We start from the raw sequence: 15,858 nt of genomic DNA on the forward strand, positions 1-15,858 counted from the left end.
ACGATACCCGGGCCCGGACGTCGCCCAGCCCGCGGGCGACCACGAGCTCCCCGCCCCCGGCCAGGGGCGCCCAGGTGCCGGTGGCCTCGTCCCAGCGGCGGAGCAGCCGGTCGTCACAGGTCACCGGCACGACGGCCGTGGCCCCGGCGGCGACGTCCGCGCCCCGGTAGCCGACCAGGCGGATCGGCTGGTTCTCCTCGGCGGGTTCCAGGTAGACCTGGACGGTCTCCCGCGAGTCCCGGGCGGACGTGTTGGTGACCTCGACCGTGACCTCGAGCCCGGCCCCGCCCTCGTGGGCCTGCACGGTCCCGTACTCCCAGGTGCCGTAGCCCAGGCCGTGCCCGAACCAGAACAGCGGGGCGGGGGCGTGCCCGGCGTGGTAGCCGCGGTGGCCGATGAACGTGCCGTCGTCGTAGGGCAGGACCAGGTCCTCGCCCGGGACCACGTCCCAGGCCGGGGCCGCCCCGTCCGCGGCGGGCCAGCTGGTGACCAGGCGCCCCGCGGGCTCCAGCGCACCGGTCAGGGCGGCGGCCACGGCGTGCCCGCCCTCCTGGCCGGGCAGACCGGCGACCAGCACCGCGTCCACCTCCGCCAGCCACGGCATCAGCACGGGGGTGGCCGCGTTGACGACCACGACGGTCCGCCCGGCGGCGGCCGCCACGCGGGCCACCAGCTCGTCCTGGCGGCCGGGCAGGGCGAGGGTCTGCTTGTCGGCGGCCTCGGTCTCGTCCTCCTCGGTGAGCCCGACGACGACCACGGCGGTGCCGGCGGAGGCTGCCGCGGCCTCGGCGGCGGCGATCAGCTCGTCGTCGGGGCGCGGGGCCGGGGCGGCCACCAGGGCCGTGAGGCCCAGGGCGGTCATGTCCAGCAGGTGGCTCTCCTCGGCCAGGCCCAGGGCGGGGTCGCCCAGGAGCAGCTCGCGCCAGTCGACCGGGTCGAGGGCCACGGTGGCCGTGACGGTCGCCGCGGCCGGCAGGTCCACGGTCCCGGCGAAGGCCGGCGGGCGCAGCATGGTCTCGCCGGGGTCCTTCCCGGCGAAGCGCAGCCGCGCCGCGATCTCCCCGGCGCCGCCGGCCACGGTCCAGGCGCCGGCGCCGATCGCGCCCAGCAGCACCGGCCCGGCGTCGTTGGCCAGGGTCGTGGTGAGCACCGCGGTGGCCGGGTCCTGGTCGAGGTCGTCGTCCCAGCCGATCGAGATCGCGGAGGAGTCCGAGTGGTACCGGGAGAGCTCGGTGCCGTCGGCGGCGAGCAGCACCACCTGCATCCCGGGGGCGCCGGTGGCCGGGTCCGTGAGGAAGGCCGGGTCCGCGGCGACGGGCCGGCTCCGCACGGCCACGCCGTCGGTCACGCGCACGCGGTCCCCGAGCAGCGCGGTCAGCCCGTCGGCCACGGTGGACTGGTACGGCGGGTTGACCGTCGCCGAGCCCCCGCCCATGTCCACGGTGTCGATCGCGTGCCGGCCGATCAGCGCCACGGCGCCGTCGGCTCGCCCGTCCGCGGCCAGCGGCAGGACGCCGTTGTTCGCGACGACCGTCATGCCGCGGGCGGCGATCCGGCGCAGCTGCTCCTGGCGGACCGGAGAGTCCACCGCGGGCAGGTCCTGTGCCCACCGCCGGGGCTCCGGCCCCTCGGGGGTGAGCCCGCCGACCCGGTCGGCCAGGCGCAGCAGCCGCACCACGTGGTCGTCCACGGCCTCCTCGGCGACCTCCCCGGCGCGGACGGCGGCGACGAGCCGGTCGCCCCACGGGCCGTCGGGACCGGGCATGACGAGGTCCAGACCGCCGTTGGCCGAGGCCGCGGTGCGCTTGGTGGCGAACCAGTCGCTCATGATCAGCCCGTCCCAGCCCCACTCGCCCTTGACGATCCCGTTCTGCACGTGGTCCTGCTCCGTGGCCGGCACCCCGTTGACGTCGTTGTAGGCGGCCATCATCGACCAGGCGCCCGCGTCCTGCACGGCCATCTCGAACGGGAGGAGGTACAGCTCGCGCAGCGCGGTCTCGGAGACGCGGGAGTCCATGAAGTTGCGCAGCGTCTCGGACTCGTTGGCCACGAGGTGCTTCAGGCACGCGGCGGTCCCGCGCTGCTGCATCCCCCGCACGTAGGCGGCGGCGGTGCGCCCGGTGAGGTACGGGTCCTCGGAGTAGGCCTCGAAGAGCCGCCCGCCCAGCGGGGACCGGTGCAGGTTGACGGTGGGGCCGAGGACCACGTGGATGTGCTGGCGCTGGGCCTCCTCCGCCAGCATCCGCCCCACCTCCTCGGCGATCCCGTCGTCCCAGGCCCCGGCGATCAGGGTGGCGCTGGGGAACAGGGCCACGGCGTCCCCGCCGACGAACTTCAGCCCGCGCACGCCGGTGGGCCCGTCCGAGAACGCCAGCGGCGCCAGTCCGATCCGGTCGCTGCCGGGGAGGGTGAACGCGGTCTCACCCGTGAGCAGGTGGACCTTCTCCGCGAGGGGGAGCCGGCCGACGAGCTCGGCGAGGCGGGTGGTGCAGTCGGGGGACCGGGTCGTACGGGGTGTCATCACTTCTCGTTCCTGACGGGTGGACGGCGGGAGACCCTAATTAGTGAGTCTTCACTATTTCAGTCCGGGGCGTGGAGCGCCAGAGGGGCGGAGGAAGTCGCGTCGGTCCCGCTCAGCCCAGGGGTGCGGCCGCGGCCAGTCCGGCGAGCACCGCGAGCACGGTCAGCGCGCCGGTGCCCGCGGCGTTGAGCACCGCCCGGATCTCCTGCCCGTCCCGGGCCAGCCGCACGGTGTCGGCCATCGCGGTGGAGAAGGTGGTGTACCCGCCGCAGAAGCCGACCACGGCGGCCGCCGCGGCGGGACCGCCCAGTGCCCCGGCCAGCGCGGCGCCGGACAGGAGCCCGGCCAGGAACGAGCCGCTCACGTTGACGACCACGGTGCCGGCGGGGAAGGACGTCCCCCACCGCTGCCGCACGGTCCCCTCCACCGTGAACCGGGCCATCGCCCCGAGCCCGCCGAGGAGGCAGATCAGCAGGACGGTCACGCGCGCCGGACCCGGGGCGCGAGGACGGTGCCCGCGAGGCAGGCCAGGAACCCGCAGCCCAGCGAGATCCCCACGTAGGCCAGCGCCTGTCCCGCGGCCCCGCCGGCCAGCAGCTGCTCGGCCTCGAGGGCGAGCGACGAGAACGTCGTGAACCCGCCCAATGCCCCGGTGCCCGCGCCGAGGCGCAGCAGCATCCCGCGGGGGGTCTCCGCGCCGCGCCGCACGAGGGACTCCAGGAGCATCCCGAGCAGGAACGACCCGAGCAGGTTCGCCGTCAGGGTGGCCAGGGGCCACCCGGCCACCGCCGGCAGCAGCTGGGCGAGGCCGTGGCGGGCCCCGGTGCCCAGCGCCCCGCCCGCCCCCACGGCGAGGACCAGCAGCAGGCGCCGGTGCGGCGGTCGGCTCACGGGTCTCCCTCGGGACGGGCTCCCGGGGGAGCGGTCGGCGGCTCGATCCTACCGGCCGGTCCGTAGGATGTCCGCGTGCAGACGATACGCGGCGCCCGCATCCTCCTGGCCCTCAAGACCTCGCTCGCCGTGGCCGTGTCCTGGGCGGTGGCCCAGCGGATGCCCGGGGTGCTCGACGAGTATCCCTACTACGCGCCGCTGGGCGCCATCTCCGCGATGTACCCGACCGTGCTGGGCTCCGTGCGCGCCGGACTGCAGACGGTGGCCGGCATCGCCCTGGGCATCCTCCTGGCGGCCGGGGTCCTGCTGGTCGGCGAGCCCAACCTGCTCACGGTCGCCGCGGCGGTCGGCGTGGGCGTCCTCCTGGCGGGCATCCGCCGGCTCGGGGCGGGCGCCGAGTACGTCCCGGTCGGCGCCCTGTTCGTCCTCATCGTCGGCGGCCAGGACGCCGAGGGCTTCTCGGCGGGCTTCCTCGTGCAGATGTCGGTGGGCGTGGCGATCGGGCTGATCGTCAACGTGACGGTCTTCCCGCCGCTGGACTTCCGCACCGCCCGCCTGCAGCTCGACCGGCTGCAGCGCGTCGTCGTCGACTATCTCGAGGACGTCGCCGCGGAGCTCGCGGAACCCGGGACCACCGGGGGACGGGACTGGCGCCGGCGCAACCACGCCCTGGTGCGGATCACGAGCGAGGTGCGCGAGGCGGTCGACGAGTCGGCGCGCAGCGCCCGCGGCAACCCCCGGATGGTGCTCCGGCGGCGACGACACCGCACCACGGACCCGGGGGACCCCGGCTACGACTCCCTGCTGAAGCTCGAGAACGTGGTCTTCCACCTCCGGGGGTTCACGGACGCGCTGCGGGAGCTCTACGACCACGAGCAGCACGACTGGCTGGTGCCCGCGGCCCTGAGCGCCCGGCTCGCCGAGGCGGCACGGTCCGCCGCCGACGGGGTGCGCGCCTGGTCGGACGGCGAGGACCCCGAGGAGGCCGCGGAGCGGGTCCGTTCCCTCGTGGGGCGGCTCCACGCCGACCTCACCGACCCGTCCCGGGCGGAGGACCGGCTCGTCCTGGCCGCGGCCCAGGACCTCGCCCGGCTCGTGTCGGTCCTGGACCCGCCGACCGCCCCGACGGCCGGCAGCAGCGCCGTGACCCGGGGCTGATGCCGTCGCCCGGCCGGAGGCGGCGCCGTCCCGGCAGCCCCACGGGCTCCGGGACGGCGGGCGGCTCAGGCCCGGCTGCGCCGCCGCAGGTGCAGTGCGCCCGCCGCGCCCGCGGCGGTCCCCGCGGCGAGCAGACCGGCGAGCAGGCCGGTGGCGGGGCGCTGCTCCGGCCCCGCGGCGGCCGTCTGCATGTTGAGGCCCGGGTTGACGGCCGCGGGCACGGCCTCGGCGGGCGCCTGGACGGGTGCCGCCACGACGGGCACCGGGGCGGCCTCGACCGGGGCGGCCTCGACCGGGGCGGCCTCGATCGGCGCGGGGAGCACCGGCGCCGCGACCTCCGGGACCACCACGGGGGCCGGGGCGGCCGGCCCCTCGCAGGCCACGACGGCCTGCTCGAGGAGCACGAGGAGCTGGTTGACCGTGGCCTCGTCGAGGGCCAGCTCGGCCAGGAGCGCCTTGAACGTCACGGCGGCGTCGGCGAGGGCCTGCTCGGCCACGGCCGGGTCGAGCGTGCCGAGCGCGGCGGTGAGCTGCTCGTCGAGCTCGACGAGGCGGGCCTCGGCCTGGGCGACGGCCTCCGGGTCGCCGGACTCCTCGGCGGCCACCAGCGCGGCCGCGGCGGCCTCCAGCTCCTGCAGGCTCGGCCCGCCGGCGCCCTCGACGAGCGCGGCGTACTGCGCCTCGGCGGCGGCCACCGCCTCGGCCGACACGTCGAGCGCCCCGAGCGATTCGGGGGTGAGGCCGGCCCCGGCCAGCACCGCGTCCAGCTGCGCCGTCGCCTGCAGGCAGGCGGGGTCCCCGGGGGCCGCGACCGCCGCCGGAGCCCCGAGGAAGAGGCCTCCGGCCAGCATCGCGGCGGTGGCGCCCGTGGCCGCCCATGTCTTTCCAGCAGTCATGTCCTGTGTCTCCCGTGCTCGGTCGTCGCCCCGGGGTCACCCCGCGGCCGGCAGCGCGCGGCATGACCTCCCCCCGCGTCGCCGGTCCGCGCGCGGTGGCGGGGCGACAGGAAATGCCGTGCTGCTGGTCGTGGGGCGGGCACCGTGGAGCTCGCGGAGATCCGGAGCGCGTCCGCAGGACTGCTGTGCCGTCAAAATACTTGCGGGTAGCCTCTGTTGGCAATAGCGAACACCCCTGGTGGGGTGGGGAGCGGGCCGGACCCCGGCCGCCGTGCCGCGGTGGCGGCCCGGCGCCCGGTCACCGTCCTGCGCGCGCGGGGCGGTGACCGGGCGCGGGGGACGCCGCGTCCCCCGGGTGCGGTGGCACCGGGGGACGCGGCGTCGGGAGTGGCACCTCCGCCCGAGCGGAGCGCGGGTCAGCGGGCGGAGGCGGACTCCGGGGTCCCCTGCCGGGCGGACCAGGCGGCGTAGGAGCCCTCGAGCTCCGCGACGTCGTAGCCGGCGTGGCGCAGGGTCGAGGCCACGACCGAGCTGCGCAGTCCGCTCTGGCAGTAGGTCACGATCGTGCCCTGCTCCGGGAGCCGGTCCAGGTTCCACAGGACCCGGCCGCCGTGCAGCTGGATGGAGCCGGGGACGTGGCCCGCGGTGTGCTCGCTGACGGCGCGCACGTCCAGCAGCAGGGCCTTGTCGAAGTCCTCGACCTCCCCGGGGGCGACCAGCTGCGGAACGGACTGCGGCAGCCCCTCGATCCCGGTGGCGTAGCCGGCCACGGCGTCGATGCCCACGCGCACCAGGTGGTCCCAGAACTCCTGGGCCTCCTCCTGGCCGGGGGCCAGCAGCACGAGCGGCCGGTCGTCGGTCTCGGGATTCACGGCCCAGGCGCCGAAGGTCGCGATCGACCGGCCGGCCGGGATGTTCAGCGCCCCGGTCACGGTCCCGGTGTGCACCTCGTCCCCGGAGCGGGTGTCCACGAACGTCACCTCGCCGGCCGCCAGGCGCCGCGCGACCTGCTGCGCGTCGAGCTCGGGCAGCGGGGCCCGCTCGCCCATCACGGCCGGGCCCCGGCGGTTCTGGTTCTTCATCCGCCCGAAGTAGAACGGGGCGTCGGGCTGGCCGTCGAGCAGCTCGGCGACGAAGCCGGCCTCGTCGTCGGCCGCCAGGTAGGGGCCCCACCAGGCATAGAGGCGCTCGTAGCCCACCGTGGTGGACGGGATCGCGCCCAGGGCCCTGCCGCAGGCCGAGCCGGCCCCGTGGCCGGGGAAGACCTGGACGTGGTCGGGCAGGGTCAGGAACTTCTCCTTGAGGCTGGTGAACATCTGCTTCGCGCCGACGAAGCGGGTGTCCACCCCGCCGGCGGCCTCGTCCAGCAGGTCCGGGCGGCCCAGGTCGCCGGAGAACACGAAGTCGCCGGTGAGCAGGTAGCCCGGGGCGTCGGCGAAGGCGCCGTCGGTGACCAGGAAGGACAGGTGCTCGGGGGTGTGGCCCGGGGTGTGCACCGCGGCCACCACGATGTTGCCGATGCGGATCTCGTCGCCGTCGTGCAGGCGGGCGGCCTCGAACTCGTACTGCCAGTCCTTTCCGCCCTCGCCGGAGACGTGCATCGTCGCCCCGGTGGCCGCGGCGAGCTCGCGGGTGCCGGAGAGGTAGTCGGCGTGGATGTGGGTCTCGGTGACCGCCGTGATCTCCATGCCGTTCTGGGCGGCCGTGTCCCGGTAGACGTCGATGTCGCGGCGGGCGTCGACCACCAGCGCCTGGCCGGTGCGCTGGCACCCGATGAAGTAGCCGGCCTGGGCGAGGTCCTCGTCGTAGATGCGCTCGATCAGCATGGATCTCTCCTCCGTTCGGTGGCTTGGTGACGCGTGCCCCGGAAGGTCCCCCGCGTCGTCCTGAGCACGACGATAATACCCCTAGGGGTATAGCACAAGTACCCCCGGGGGTATCTGTCCGGTGGGCGCCGGAACCGTTCCCGGCGGCTCCGGTGCCGGACCCGTCGCCTCCGTGCCGGCCTCAGCGCGGAGGCTGCGTGCGAACCGGGAGCGAGCGGTCCTGGACCAGCTGCTGGTGCCCGAACGAACCGGGGCCGACCTCCCAGCCCGGACCGGCCAGCTCGCGCAGCTCCTGGGGCAGATAGGCGCGGCGCAGGGACCGCAGCCCGTCGGTGCGCAGGAAGGACCCCGGGGCCAGGGGCAGCACGCCCACCGAGTACAGCCGGTAGGCCGCCGGGCTGCGCACGAGGTCGTTGTGCACCACGAGCCGGCCGGCCAGTCGCTCCGAGTCCGCCGCCAGGTCCCGCACGGGCCCGGGGTCCAGGTGGTGGAGCAGGTGGTTGGAGACCACGACGTCGAACGTCTCGCCGGCCGCGACCAGCTCCCGGCTGGTGACCCGCCGGAAGACCGGCGGCGCCGCCCGCGGGTGCCGGGTCGACCAGCGGGCGGTCCGTGCCGAGGCCCAGTCGTGGGCGCGGGCGTCCGGGTCGATGCCGGTGATCCGCAGGTCGATCCCGTCCCGCTGCGCCCACCGGGCCAGGGCGCGGGCGACGTCCCCGCCGCCGGCGCCGACGTCCAGGAGGGTGAGCGGCCGGCCGGGCTCGGCGAGGGGGCGGATCCTGCGCCGGTAGGTCGCGGACCACCCGGCGACCAGGGAGTTGACGAGGTCGAAGCGCGCGTAGGTGCGCTGCAGCGCGGCGAGGTCGCAGGAGGGGTCGTCCATGAGCTCGCGCAGCTCGGCGTCCCGCCGGGAGAGGTCGGGCCGGGCGCGCGGCAGGACGGATGGCATCTGCCCATTCTCCGTGGGCCGACACGATCCGCCAAGGAGCACGGCGGGCCGGGAGCGGCGCGCGGTGCCGTCACTAGACTGGGGCTCCCGGCCGGTGCCGGGCAGGACCGGACGGCAGGAGGGGACCGCGTGGGGCACACCGTGCACGCCGTGGGCTCGCGGCCCGGCCCGTGGATCGGCCTCGCGAGCGCGTGCTGGGCGGCCAACGCCGCCCTCGGGGCGTCGGTGGGTGCGGGGCTCGTGCACACGGGCCGGTTCCGCTGGATCCACCATGCCCTCTACATCACCACCACCACGACGACGGCGCTGGCCGCGGTCCTCGCCGCCGGCTCGTCCTCCGCCGCGGGGCGCGCGGCGGGCCGGGCCCTGGCGCCGGCGCTGCTGCCCCTGGCGGCCCTGCCGCACGTCGGCACGCCCGCCCAGGGGCACCCGCGCCGCCACGCGCTCGCGGCGCTGGCCGCGGCGCCGTTCTACGCCACCGCCCTGTTCCGAGCCCGCGCCGCCCGCGCGGGCTGATCCGCCCGACCTGACCGGAGAGCACATGGAGTTCCTCGACGTCGTCTTCAACCGCCGCACCACCAACGGCCCGTTCCTGCCGGACCCGGTGTCCCCGGAGCACCAGAAGCTGCTGCTGCGCACGGCCGCGGCCGCGCCCTCCCAGTTCAACAGCCAGCCGTGGCGCTTCGTGCTGATCGAGGACCGGGGGACCATCGACCGGATCGCCCGGATCAGCGCCGACTCGATGACGCAGGTGATGGCCGAGGGGACCTTCTTCGACCGGTACAAGCGCTACTTCCGCTTCAGCAGGCAGGAGATGGAGGAGCAGCGCTTCGGGATGCTCTTCGACAAGCTGCCCACGGTGCTGCGCCCCTTCACCAGGAAGGCGTTCACCCCGGGCGGGCAGGCGATGATGAACCGGCTGCGGGTGCCCCAGACCCTCGGGGCGGAGAACCACAAGCTCGTGGCCGGGTCCCCCCTGCTGCTCGGCGTGATGCTCGACCGCCGCGAGTACCGGCCCGGGGAGCTCTCGGGGTTCTACTCGCTGTTCTCGATGGGCGCGGCCATGGAGAACCTCTGGCTGACCACCGTGGAGCTCGGCATGGGCATCCAGTTCATCTCCTTCCCCATGGAGGCCCCCGCCCGGTGGGCCGAGGTCGTGGACCTCCTGGACGTGCCCGACGACCTCGAGCTCATGGCCGTCTACCGTCTGGGCTACGTCCCGGAGGAGCACCGCCGCCCGGCCATCGACTGGTCCAGCCGGGAGCGGCGCCGGATCTCCCAGTACGTCTTCCGGGAGTCCTGTGCCACGCCGCTGGAGGGCTGGGACGACTGAGCGCCCCCGTTCCCGCCGAGCTCACCGCTCCTGCCCGGGGCCGACGGAGGTCCGCGGGGATCCCGGGCAGGACCGGTGACGTCGGCGGGACGAGCACGGAGATCTTCCAATGGTGTGTGTAACACACTATTGTGCAGCCATGGCAGCTGAACCGGTCGACGAGATCGTCGCCTCCCACTTCCAGGAGCTGCGCCGTGGCACGGTGGTCCTGGCCTGCCTGCTCGTCCTGGACGAGCCCCGCTACGGCTACGCCCTGCTCCGGACCCTCGGTGACGCGGGGCTCGACGTCGAGGCCAACACGCTCTACCCGCTCCTGCGCCGCCTCGAGGCCCAGGGTCTGCTCGAGAGCGACTGGAACACCGCCGAGTCCCGGCCCCGCAAGTTCTACCGGACCACCGGGCTCGGGATCCGCGCCCGGGACGCCCTCGAGGCCGAGCGGCTCCGGCTGCACGCCGCCCTGTCCACCCTCGCCCGCCCCACGTCTCCCGAGGACTGATCGCCATGTCCGCCAGCACCCTCACCCCGCGCACCGAGAGCTATCTCCACGAGGTCGCCCGGCGCCTCCCGCCCGGAGCCCGCGAGGACGTGTCCCGGGAGCTGCGGGGCACCGTCGCCGACATGGTCGACGACGGCGTGGCGCAGGGGGTCCCGCCGGCCGAGGCGGAGCGCCGCGCCCTCGAGGAGCTCGGCGACCCCGCGCTGCTGGCCGGGGACTACGGACCCGGCCCGCGGCACCTGATCGGGCCCGCGTACTACCACGACTTCCTCGAGCTGCTGAAGATCCTGGTGCCCGTCCTGGCCGGTCTCTTCGGCGGGCTCACCCTGATCGGCCGGCTCTTCGGGGAGGCGGGGCGAGAGGACCTGGTCACGTACCTCGTGCTCTCGCTGGCGCCCGCGGTCGGTGCCGCGATCCAGGGGGCGCTCATGGGGGCGGGCATCGCCGTCGTCGTCTACGCCGTGGTGGAGCGCACGGAGATCACGGAGGCGGTGCGGCGCGGCGCCCGGGGCCAGACCGGGGCGGCGGTGGAGGAGGCCCCGCGCTGGACGGTCGAGCAGCTGCCGCCGCCGCGCCCCGAGCGGGACTCGACCGTGGGGGAGCTGGTCTGGGCCGGCATCGCTCTGGGGCTGGCCTTCGCCGCGCCGTTCCTGCTCTCGCGGCCGCTGCTCCGTGAGGGCCCGCTCGCCGGCGAGCCCCTGCTCGACCCCGCCGTGTGGACGCCGTGGGTGCCGCTCTACCTGGGGCTCCTGCTGCTCGCCTGGGGGTGGGAGCTGCTGCGCTTCTTCCGCCGCCGCTGGTCCTGGGCGCTGTTCGGGGTCAACGCCGTCCTGGACCTCGCCATGGCCGCGCTGCTCATCACCGTGCTGCGCACCGAGTCCGTGGTGAACCCGGTCTTCCGCGAGCGCGGCTGGGTGGGTGACGAGTTCGCGCGGATCGGCGTCGCACTCGTGGTGCTCATCACCGTCTGGGACCTCGTGGCGACCTTCCTCGCCTGCCGCCGGTCGGTGGAGCGGCGGTCCTGACCGTCAGTGCCGCCCGTCGCACCTGTCGGGGGACAGCACTCGGCCCGCGGGAGCTCCGAGGAGCTCCCGCGGGCCGGAAGGGGGCCTCTGCCGCTGCGGGGTGCCGAGCGGCGCGGACGCGGGGCGCTTCGTGGGCGACCGGCGTCGGCCGGGGTGCGCCCAACCGGGTCAGGCGGCGCACCGTGTGACCATCAGTTGACACCGTGGTCGGCACCGTGCGCAAACGTCTACTCTGGAACTGATCAGATCGATCAGATCGGGACGGCGAAGAGGGGGTGCTGTGGTCAGCATGACGAACGGCGGGGCCGGCACGGGCCCGCTGGACGCGACGGACCGGAAGATCCTGGCGGCGCTGGACGAGGACCCGCGGATGACGGTGCTGGCCCTGGCCCAGCGCACGGGCCTGGCGCGCGGGACGATCCACGCGCGGCTCGAGCGCTACCGCGCGAGCCGCGCGCTGCGCCCGCACAGCACCCGGGTGACGCCCGCGGCGCTCGGCTACGGACTCGCCGCGAGCGTGGCCGTGGAGCTCGACCAGCACCAGCTGGACGAGGCGATCGCCGGGCTGCAGGCGATTCCGGAGGTCATCGAGGTGTTCGCACCCGCGGGGCAGACGGACCTGCTGTGCCGGGTGGTGGCCAAGGACCCGGAGGACCTCTACCGGGTCTCCGAGGAGATCCGGCTGTGCCCCGGAATCCTGCGGACCTCCACGAGCATGTTCCTGCGCACCGTCATTCCCTATCGGGTCGCACCGCTGCTCGCGGGGGACGAGGCGCCGGGGAGGACCGGGGGAGCGGTCAGTTCCGGGCGGCCGCGCCCATGACCTCGGCCCGCAGCCGGCCCAGGTCCACGGCGTCGCCCTCGTGCAGGCCGTGGGTGCGGACCCACGCGCGGGCGCTGAGCATGATCTCGTCGTAGTACTGGTGCGTCTCGCAGTGGGCGGCCCCGATCCGGGCCTGGGCGCGGTGCTCCCGGCCGTCCTCCGTGAAGGAGATGACGGCCACCGGGCTGAGGGCGAGTCCCACCACGCCGCGGACGGCCGTGATGGTGCGCCCGTGGAACGTGTCGCCGGGGGCGAGGTCCCAGGCCCTGGTGGCGGGGTGCTGATGGGTGAGGTCCATGATCGGCTCTTGTGGTGTGGGGAGGCCGTCCCCCTGCGCGGGGCGCCGGGGGACGACCTCGGGGACGTCGGGTGGAGAGGGAGCTGGGGGAGGCCAGTGCCCGGCCGCCCCCGGTGCCGTCCGGTCAGTGGCCGAGGTCGGTCCAGTGGCTGGTCTCCTCGTACCAGGGGGACCAGTGCTTGCCGTCGTAGTAGCGGTACTTGACCACGTGGTAGACCTTCTTCGCGTCGTGGTGGTCCAGGTGCTTCCAGTGCCCGCCGCCCCAGGAACCGCCCCAGTAGTAGTCGTGGTGGCCGCCGGTGAAGTAGTGGTGGTCGTGCTTGTCCACCGCGTAGTAGTGCTGCTTGACCTCCACCTTGTATCCCTTGTGGCACTTCACGTGGAACGGGTACTTGACGTACTTCTTCCCGTGGTGCCACTTCCAGGACGGCTTGTGGGCGTCGACCGAGCAGTGCTTCTGGTGCGGCTTGTGCGACGCCGTCTCGAGCACCGAGGACTGCGTCGAGGCGGCCGGCGCAGCGGCGGCCTGGGCCGGGGCGCCCAGCAGGGGAAGGGCGCCTGCGGCCAGGGTCAGGGAGGCCAGGGAGAGCACCGCCTTGCGGGCGTGGCGGCGGGCACCGGCCGGCTGCGGGGCTGCGGACGAGGTGGTTTCGATGGACATGGCGGATCTCCTGCGGAAGAGAGATTTCGTGGGTGCCGGCGGTTCCTTCCCGGGGTCCGGAGGGGAACCTCTCGAGCCGACAGGACAAGAGTCGCAGTCGGGGCCACCCCCCGGCGTCCACCCCGGAGGTGAACTGCGGCGTACAACCGGGGTGGTACGCGCAGGGGTCAGAAACGGTCCGTGGGCTTGACGAGCCCGCTCTTGAACGCGGCCGTGACCGCCTGGGCGCGCTCGCTGACGCCCAGCTTCAGGAAGATCCGGTGGACGTGGGTCTTCACGGTCGCCTCGCTGAGGAACAGGCGTCGGGCGATCTCCGCGTTCGTCAGGCCGTGGGCGACGGCGACCAGGACCTCGCGCTCCCGCCGGGTCAGCTGCTGCAGCTGCTCGGGCGGAGGGGCGGACGGGTCGGTCTGGCGGCCGAACTCGGTCAGGAGCCGGCGGGTCACGTCCGGGTCCAGCCAGCCCCCGCCGCGGGCCAGCGAGCGCACGGCGTCCGCCAGGACCTTCGGCGCGGAGCTCTTGAGGATGAAGCCGGAGGCGCCCGCCCGCAGGGCGGCGTGGACGGCGGCGTCCTCGTCGAAGGTCGTGAGCATCAGGACGGCGGCGACGTTCGGCACCCGGTCCAGGAACGCGTCGGACGTGAGCACCCGGGTGGCGGCCACGCCGTCCGTGCCGGGCATGCGCACGTCCATGACCACCACGTCCGGCTGCAGGCGCACCGTCTCCTCGACGGCCGCCGCGCCGTCGGCGGCCTCCCCGACCACGACCAGGTCCGGCTCGGCCGTGAGGAGCATGGCCAGCCCGGAGCGCACCATCGCCTCGTCGTCCACCAGGAGCACCCGGACGGGTGCCGTTTCCGTGCCCCGTGTCATCCGGAGCCCTCCCCGCGTCCGCCGGCCGCCGTGGTCGTCGCGGCGTCCTCCGCGGCGGCGTCGTAGGGGTCGGCCGGGTGGGCGGGCAGCCGCGCGGACACCAGGTACCCCCCGTGCGGATCGGGACCGGCCGTCGCCTCGCCGCCCACCGCCCGGGCCCGCTCCGCCATCCCCCGCACCCCGTGACCGGTCGACAGCCGGGCGGAGAGGCGGCCACGGGCCCCGGCGCCGTCCGTGCGGATCGAGATCTCCACGTCCCCGGGGCCCCAGGCGAGGGCGACCCGGACCGGGCGGTCCGTGGCGGCGTGCTTGACGGCGTTGGTGAGGGCCTCCTGGGCGATGCGGTACGCGGCCTCGTCCACGGCCGGCTCCAGGACCCCGGGCTCGCCGGCCACGCAGAGCTCCACGTCCCGGCCGGCCGCGCGCAGGCGGTCGAGCAGGCGGTCCAGGTGCTGCAGCCCCACGGGCTGCGCGGCCTGCGCCGGTGCCGACGGCGCCGGGGAGAGCAGGCCCAGCATGCGCCGCAGCTCCGTGACGGCCTGCTCGCCGAGCTCGTCGACCTGCCGCAGCGCCGTCCGGGCCCGTTCCGGGTCCCTGTCCATGACACGCTCGGCCCCCGCGGCCTGGAGCACCATGAGGCTCACCGCGTGGGCCACGACGTCGTGCAGCTCCCGGGCGATGCGCTGGCGCTCCTCGGCCTCGGCCCGGGCGGCCGCCAGCCGGGCCACGAGCGCGCGCTGGGCCACGCTCCAGCGGACCCACCGTCCCACGCCGAAGACGACCGCGTGGGCCACGGTGAGGAACAGCGCGGCGACGACGAACGCGGCGACCCGCATCGACGGGTCGGGAGTGTCCTGGACCGTGGCGTGCACGCTGGTGGCGACCGGCAGGAACGCGAGCGCCAGGCCGAGGAGCGCCCTCCGGTCCGAGCAGTGCGCGGCCGTCGCGAAGAGGGCCAGCCAGACGCAGAAGATGGGGTGGAACCCGAACCCGAGCAGCGCGACGGCCGCGGCGCCCAGCGCCACCAGGGTCAGCACCGCCAGGGGCCACCGCCGGCGCCAGAACAGGGGCAGGTACAGCAGCGCCGCCGAGAGCACGACGACCCAGGTGGCGACCGCGTCCGGCTCCGCCGTGCGGTCCCACGTGATCTGGAGCTCGATGCCCCACAGCACCGGCACCGCGACGAGGTCCAGGGCCAGGCGCGAGGGGTGCCACCGGAATCTCATCGGCTCCCGCTCAGCTGCACACCGACCTGCCGAAGACGGTGCAGATCCACATCCGCTCGACGGGAGGAGCGGGCAGGCGGCAGTCCTCGACGATCGAGTGGCGCCGGATCTCCTCCCACGCCACCACGGGGCGCAGGGCGTCCTCGGTGCAGTCCGGGGCCTCCTCGGCGGGTGGGGGGCCCAGTGCCGTCTCCACGGCCGAGCACAGTTCGGCGCCCGTGGCGAGCCGGCGGTCGGAGCCCGCGCCGTCCGGCGGGCCCTGTGCCGGGCACCCGGACGGGCGGTCGAGCCGGATGCCCGTCATCTCGGACGCCGGGTCGTGCAGGACGCCGTGCAGCTGGATCCGGGCGATCCTGATCCGCTCGACCTCGTCCGTGCGCCCCGCCGCGACCCGCGCGATCAGCACCTCGGGGTCGACGTCCCGTCCCAGCCAGTCCGGCGGGCCGTGCACGAGCACGTAGTCGCTGTCCACCAGACGTCCCCACGCCAGGTGTCCCTCGATGGCGTCAGGTGCCCGCGCGTCCTGGACCGACACCAGTGTCCGGAATTCCGTCTCGAGTTTCGCCATGTCGAGCCCCCCGCAGGTCGTGCGGCAATTCTCCCCGTCCGCCCACGTCAAGTCCATAGTCGGCCGCCGGGCGCGCCGACCGGGGCCGCCCGGGCCGCGGAACCCTGGCCACAGAGCACTCCGGGCGGTACCGTAAGCACACTGGCGAATAGGCGACTTTTCGTCATCCCTGATCGTCGAGACGGATCGAAGGAGATGCCATGAGCACCAAGGTCGAGAAGACTGTCGTGGTCGACGTGCCGCTGAGCACCGTGTACAACCAGTGGACCCAGTTCGAGGACTTCCCCCACTTCATGAACGGCGTGAAGAGCGTGA

The 15,858-nt window shown here is 74.9% G+C and carries 18 protein-coding genes; 7 read left to right on the forward strand and 11 right to left on the reverse strand.

The annotated features are described in order from the left end of the window. The 3 genes from ACYVM4_RS02105 to ACYVM4_RS02115 form a co-directional block, all read right to left on the reverse strand. A partial coding sequence (locus ACYVM4_RS02105) for a glycoside hydrolase family 3 protein (protein ID WP_460667507.1) occupies nucleotides 1–2,521 on the reverse strand: 2,521 nt, incomplete at its 3' end. A gap of 112 nt (nucleotides 2,522–2,633) precedes the next feature. After that, on the reverse strand, nucleotides 2,634–3,005 hold the full coding sequence (locus ACYVM4_RS02110; protein ID WP_460667508.1) for a fluoride efflux transporter FluC: 372 nt from the start codon (nucleotides 3,003–3,005) through the stop codon (nucleotides 2,634–2,636). Then, nucleotides 3,002–3,412: a fluoride efflux transporter FluC gene (locus ACYVM4_RS02115; protein WP_460667509.1), complete on the reverse strand. Its 411-nt coding sequence runs from the start codon at nucleotides 3,410–3,412 to the stop codon at nucleotides 3,002–3,004. Before ACYVM4_RS02115 ends, ACYVM4_RS02110 begins: the two co-directional genes overlap by 4 nt. A 75-nt stretch (nucleotides 3,413–3,487) precedes the next feature. Between ACYVM4_RS02115 and ACYVM4_RS02120 the strand changes: the two genes are divergently transcribed. Next, the gene (locus ACYVM4_RS02120) at nucleotides 3,488–4,570 is read left to right on the forward strand and encodes an FUSC family protein (protein WP_368823070.1); all 1,083 of its coding nucleotides are present in this window, start codon (nucleotides 3,488–3,490) and stop codon (nucleotides 4,568–4,570) included. Between the two features lie 65 nt (nucleotides 4,571–4,635). Here the strand turns inward: ACYVM4_RS02120 and ACYVM4_RS02125 are convergent, their stop codons facing one another. From ACYVM4_RS02125 to ACYVM4_RS02135, 3 genes are all read right to left on the reverse strand, one after another. Beyond that, nucleotides 4,636–5,466 (reverse strand): hypothetical protein, encoded by an 831-nt coding sequence (locus ACYVM4_RS02125; protein WP_460667510.1) that lies wholly within the window; start codon nucleotides 5,464–5,466, stop codon nucleotides 4,636–4,638. Nucleotides 5,467–5,882: 416 nt separating this feature from the next. Next, the gene (locus ACYVM4_RS02130) at nucleotides 5,883–7,292 is read right to left on the reverse strand and encodes an MBL fold metallo-hydrolase (RefSeq protein WP_460667511.1); all 1,410 of its coding nucleotides are present in this window, start codon (nucleotides 7,290–7,292) and stop codon (nucleotides 5,883–5,885) included. Between the two features lie 181 nt (nucleotides 7,293–7,473). Then, nucleotides 7,474–8,241 carry a methyltransferase domain-containing protein gene (locus tag ACYVM4_RS02135; protein WP_460667512.1) on the reverse strand — a complete coding sequence of 256 codons (768 nt, stop codon included), beginning with the start codon at nucleotides 8,239–8,241 and terminating at the stop codon, nucleotides 7,474–7,476. 129 nt (nucleotides 8,242–8,370) lie between these two features. Between ACYVM4_RS02135 and ACYVM4_RS02140 the strand changes: the two genes are divergently transcribed. The 5 genes from ACYVM4_RS02140 (at nucleotide 8,371) to ACYVM4_RS02160 (ending at nucleotide 11,918) form a co-directional block, all read left to right on the forward strand. Continuing rightward, the gene (locus ACYVM4_RS02140) at nucleotides 8,371–8,757 is read left to right on the forward strand and encodes a hypothetical protein (RefSeq protein WP_368823066.1); all 387 of its coding nucleotides are present in this window, start codon (nucleotides 8,371–8,373) and stop codon (nucleotides 8,755–8,757) included. Between the two features lie 25 nt (nucleotides 8,758–8,782). Then, on the forward strand, nucleotides 8,783–9,574 hold the full coding sequence (locus tag ACYVM4_RS02145) for a nitroreductase family protein (RefSeq protein ID WP_368823065.1): 792 nt from the start codon (nucleotides 8,783–8,785) through the stop codon (nucleotides 9,572–9,574). A gap of 139 nt (nucleotides 9,575–9,713) precedes the next feature. Next, on the forward strand, nucleotides 9,714–10,070 hold the full coding sequence (locus ACYVM4_RS02150; protein ID WP_460667513.1) for a PadR family transcriptional regulator: 357 nt from the start codon (nucleotides 9,714–9,716) through the stop codon (nucleotides 10,068–10,070). Nucleotides 10,071–10,075: 5 nt separating this feature from the next. Continuing rightward, nucleotides 10,076–11,095, forward strand: coding sequence for a permease prefix domain 1-containing protein (locus ACYVM4_RS02155; protein ID WP_460667514.1), 1,020 nt, complete (start codon nucleotides 10,076–10,078; stop codon nucleotides 11,093–11,095). A 289-nt stretch (nucleotides 11,096–11,384) separates the two neighbouring features. Next, nucleotides 11,385–11,918, forward strand: a complete 534-nt coding sequence (locus ACYVM4_RS02160; RefSeq protein WP_368823092.1) for an Lrp/AsnC family transcriptional regulator — start codon at nucleotides 11,385–11,387, stop codon at nucleotides 11,916–11,918. Here the strand turns inward: ACYVM4_RS02160 and ACYVM4_RS02165 are convergent. From ACYVM4_RS02165 to ACYVM4_RS02185, 5 genes are all read right to left on the reverse strand, one after another. Further along, complete coding sequence (locus ACYVM4_RS02165) at nucleotides 11,893–12,216, reverse strand: hypothetical protein (protein ID WP_368823062.1); 324 nt, start codon at nucleotides 12,214–12,216, stop codon at nucleotides 11,893–11,895. The two genes, ACYVM4_RS02160 and ACYVM4_RS02165, sit on opposite strands and share 26 nt — an antisense overlap. A gap of 124 nt (nucleotides 12,217–12,340) precedes the next feature. Next, entirely contained in the window at nucleotides 12,341–12,877 is a 537-nt protein-coding gene (locus tag ACYVM4_RS02170) for a hypothetical protein (RefSeq protein WP_460667515.1), read from the reverse strand. A 167-nt stretch (nucleotides 12,878–13,044) separates the two neighbouring features. Beyond that, on the reverse strand, nucleotides 13,045–13,749 hold the full coding sequence (locus ACYVM4_RS02175; RefSeq protein WP_368823060.1) for a response regulator: 705 nt from the start codon (nucleotides 13,747–13,749) through the stop codon (nucleotides 13,045–13,047). Further along, nucleotides 13,746–14,975, reverse strand: coding sequence for a sensor histidine kinase (locus ACYVM4_RS02180; RefSeq protein WP_460667516.1), 1,230 nt, complete (start codon nucleotides 14,973–14,975; stop codon nucleotides 13,746–13,748). The genes ACYVM4_RS02175 and ACYVM4_RS02180 overlap by 4 nt, the downstream gene beginning before the upstream one ends. 10 nt (nucleotides 14,976–14,985) lie before the next feature. Continuing rightward, nucleotides 14,986–15,447: a hypothetical protein gene (locus ACYVM4_RS02185; RefSeq protein ID WP_460667517.1), complete on the reverse strand. Its 462-nt coding sequence runs from the start codon at nucleotides 15,445–15,447 to the stop codon at nucleotides 14,986–14,988. 296 nt (nucleotides 15,448–15,743) lie between these two features. Here ACYVM4_RS02185 and ACYVM4_RS02190 point away from each other — a divergent pair. Beyond that, the coding region (locus tag ACYVM4_RS02190) for an SRPBCC family protein (RefSeq protein WP_460667600.1) at nucleotides 15,744–15,858 on the forward strand (115 nt) is incomplete at its 3' end.

The organism is Kocuria himachalensis, from assembly GCF_054784195.1.

Coding starts and splice junctions, on each gene's coding strand:
- ACYVM4_RS02150 (WP_460667513.1), top strand. CDS start 9,714: ATGGCAGCTGAACCGGTCGACGAGATCGTCGCCTCCCACTTCCAGGAG.
- ACYVM4_RS02170 (WP_460667515.1), bottom strand. CDS start 12,877: ATGTCCATCGAAACCACCTCGTCCGCAGCCCCGCAGCCGGCCGGTGCC.
- ACYVM4_RS02175 (WP_368823060.1), bottom strand. CDS start 13,749: ATGACACGGGGCACGGAAACGGCACCCGTCCGGGTGCTCCTGGTGGAC.
- ACYVM4_RS02135 (WP_460667512.1), bottom strand. CDS start 8,241: ATGCCATCCGTCCTGCCGCGCGCCCGGCCCGACCTCTCCCGGCGGGAC.
- ACYVM4_RS02160 (WP_368823092.1), top strand. CDS start 11,385: ATGACGAACGGCGGGGCCGGCACGGGCCCGCTGGACGCGACGGACCGG.
- ACYVM4_RS02155 (WP_460667514.1), top strand. CDS start 10,076: ATGTCCGCCAGCACCCTCACCCCGCGCACCGAGAGCTATCTCCACGAG.
- ACYVM4_RS02180 (WP_460667516.1), bottom strand. CDS start 14,975: ATGAGATTCCGGTGGCACCCCTCGCGCCTGGCCCTGGACCTCGTCGCG.
- ACYVM4_RS02130 (WP_460667511.1), bottom strand. CDS start 7,292: ATGCTGATCGAGCGCATCTACGACGAGGACCTCGCCCAGGCCGGCTAC.
- ACYVM4_RS02145 (WP_368823065.1), top strand. CDS start 8,783: ATGGAGTTCCTCGACGTCGTCTTCAACCGCCGCACCACCAACGGCCCG.
- ACYVM4_RS02125 (WP_460667510.1), bottom strand. CDS start 5,466: ATGACTGCTGGAAAGACATGGGCGGCCACGGGCGCCACCGCCGCGATG.
- ACYVM4_RS02165 (WP_368823062.1), bottom strand. CDS start 12,216: ATGGACCTCACCCATCAGCACCCCGCCACCAGGGCCTGGGACCTCGCC.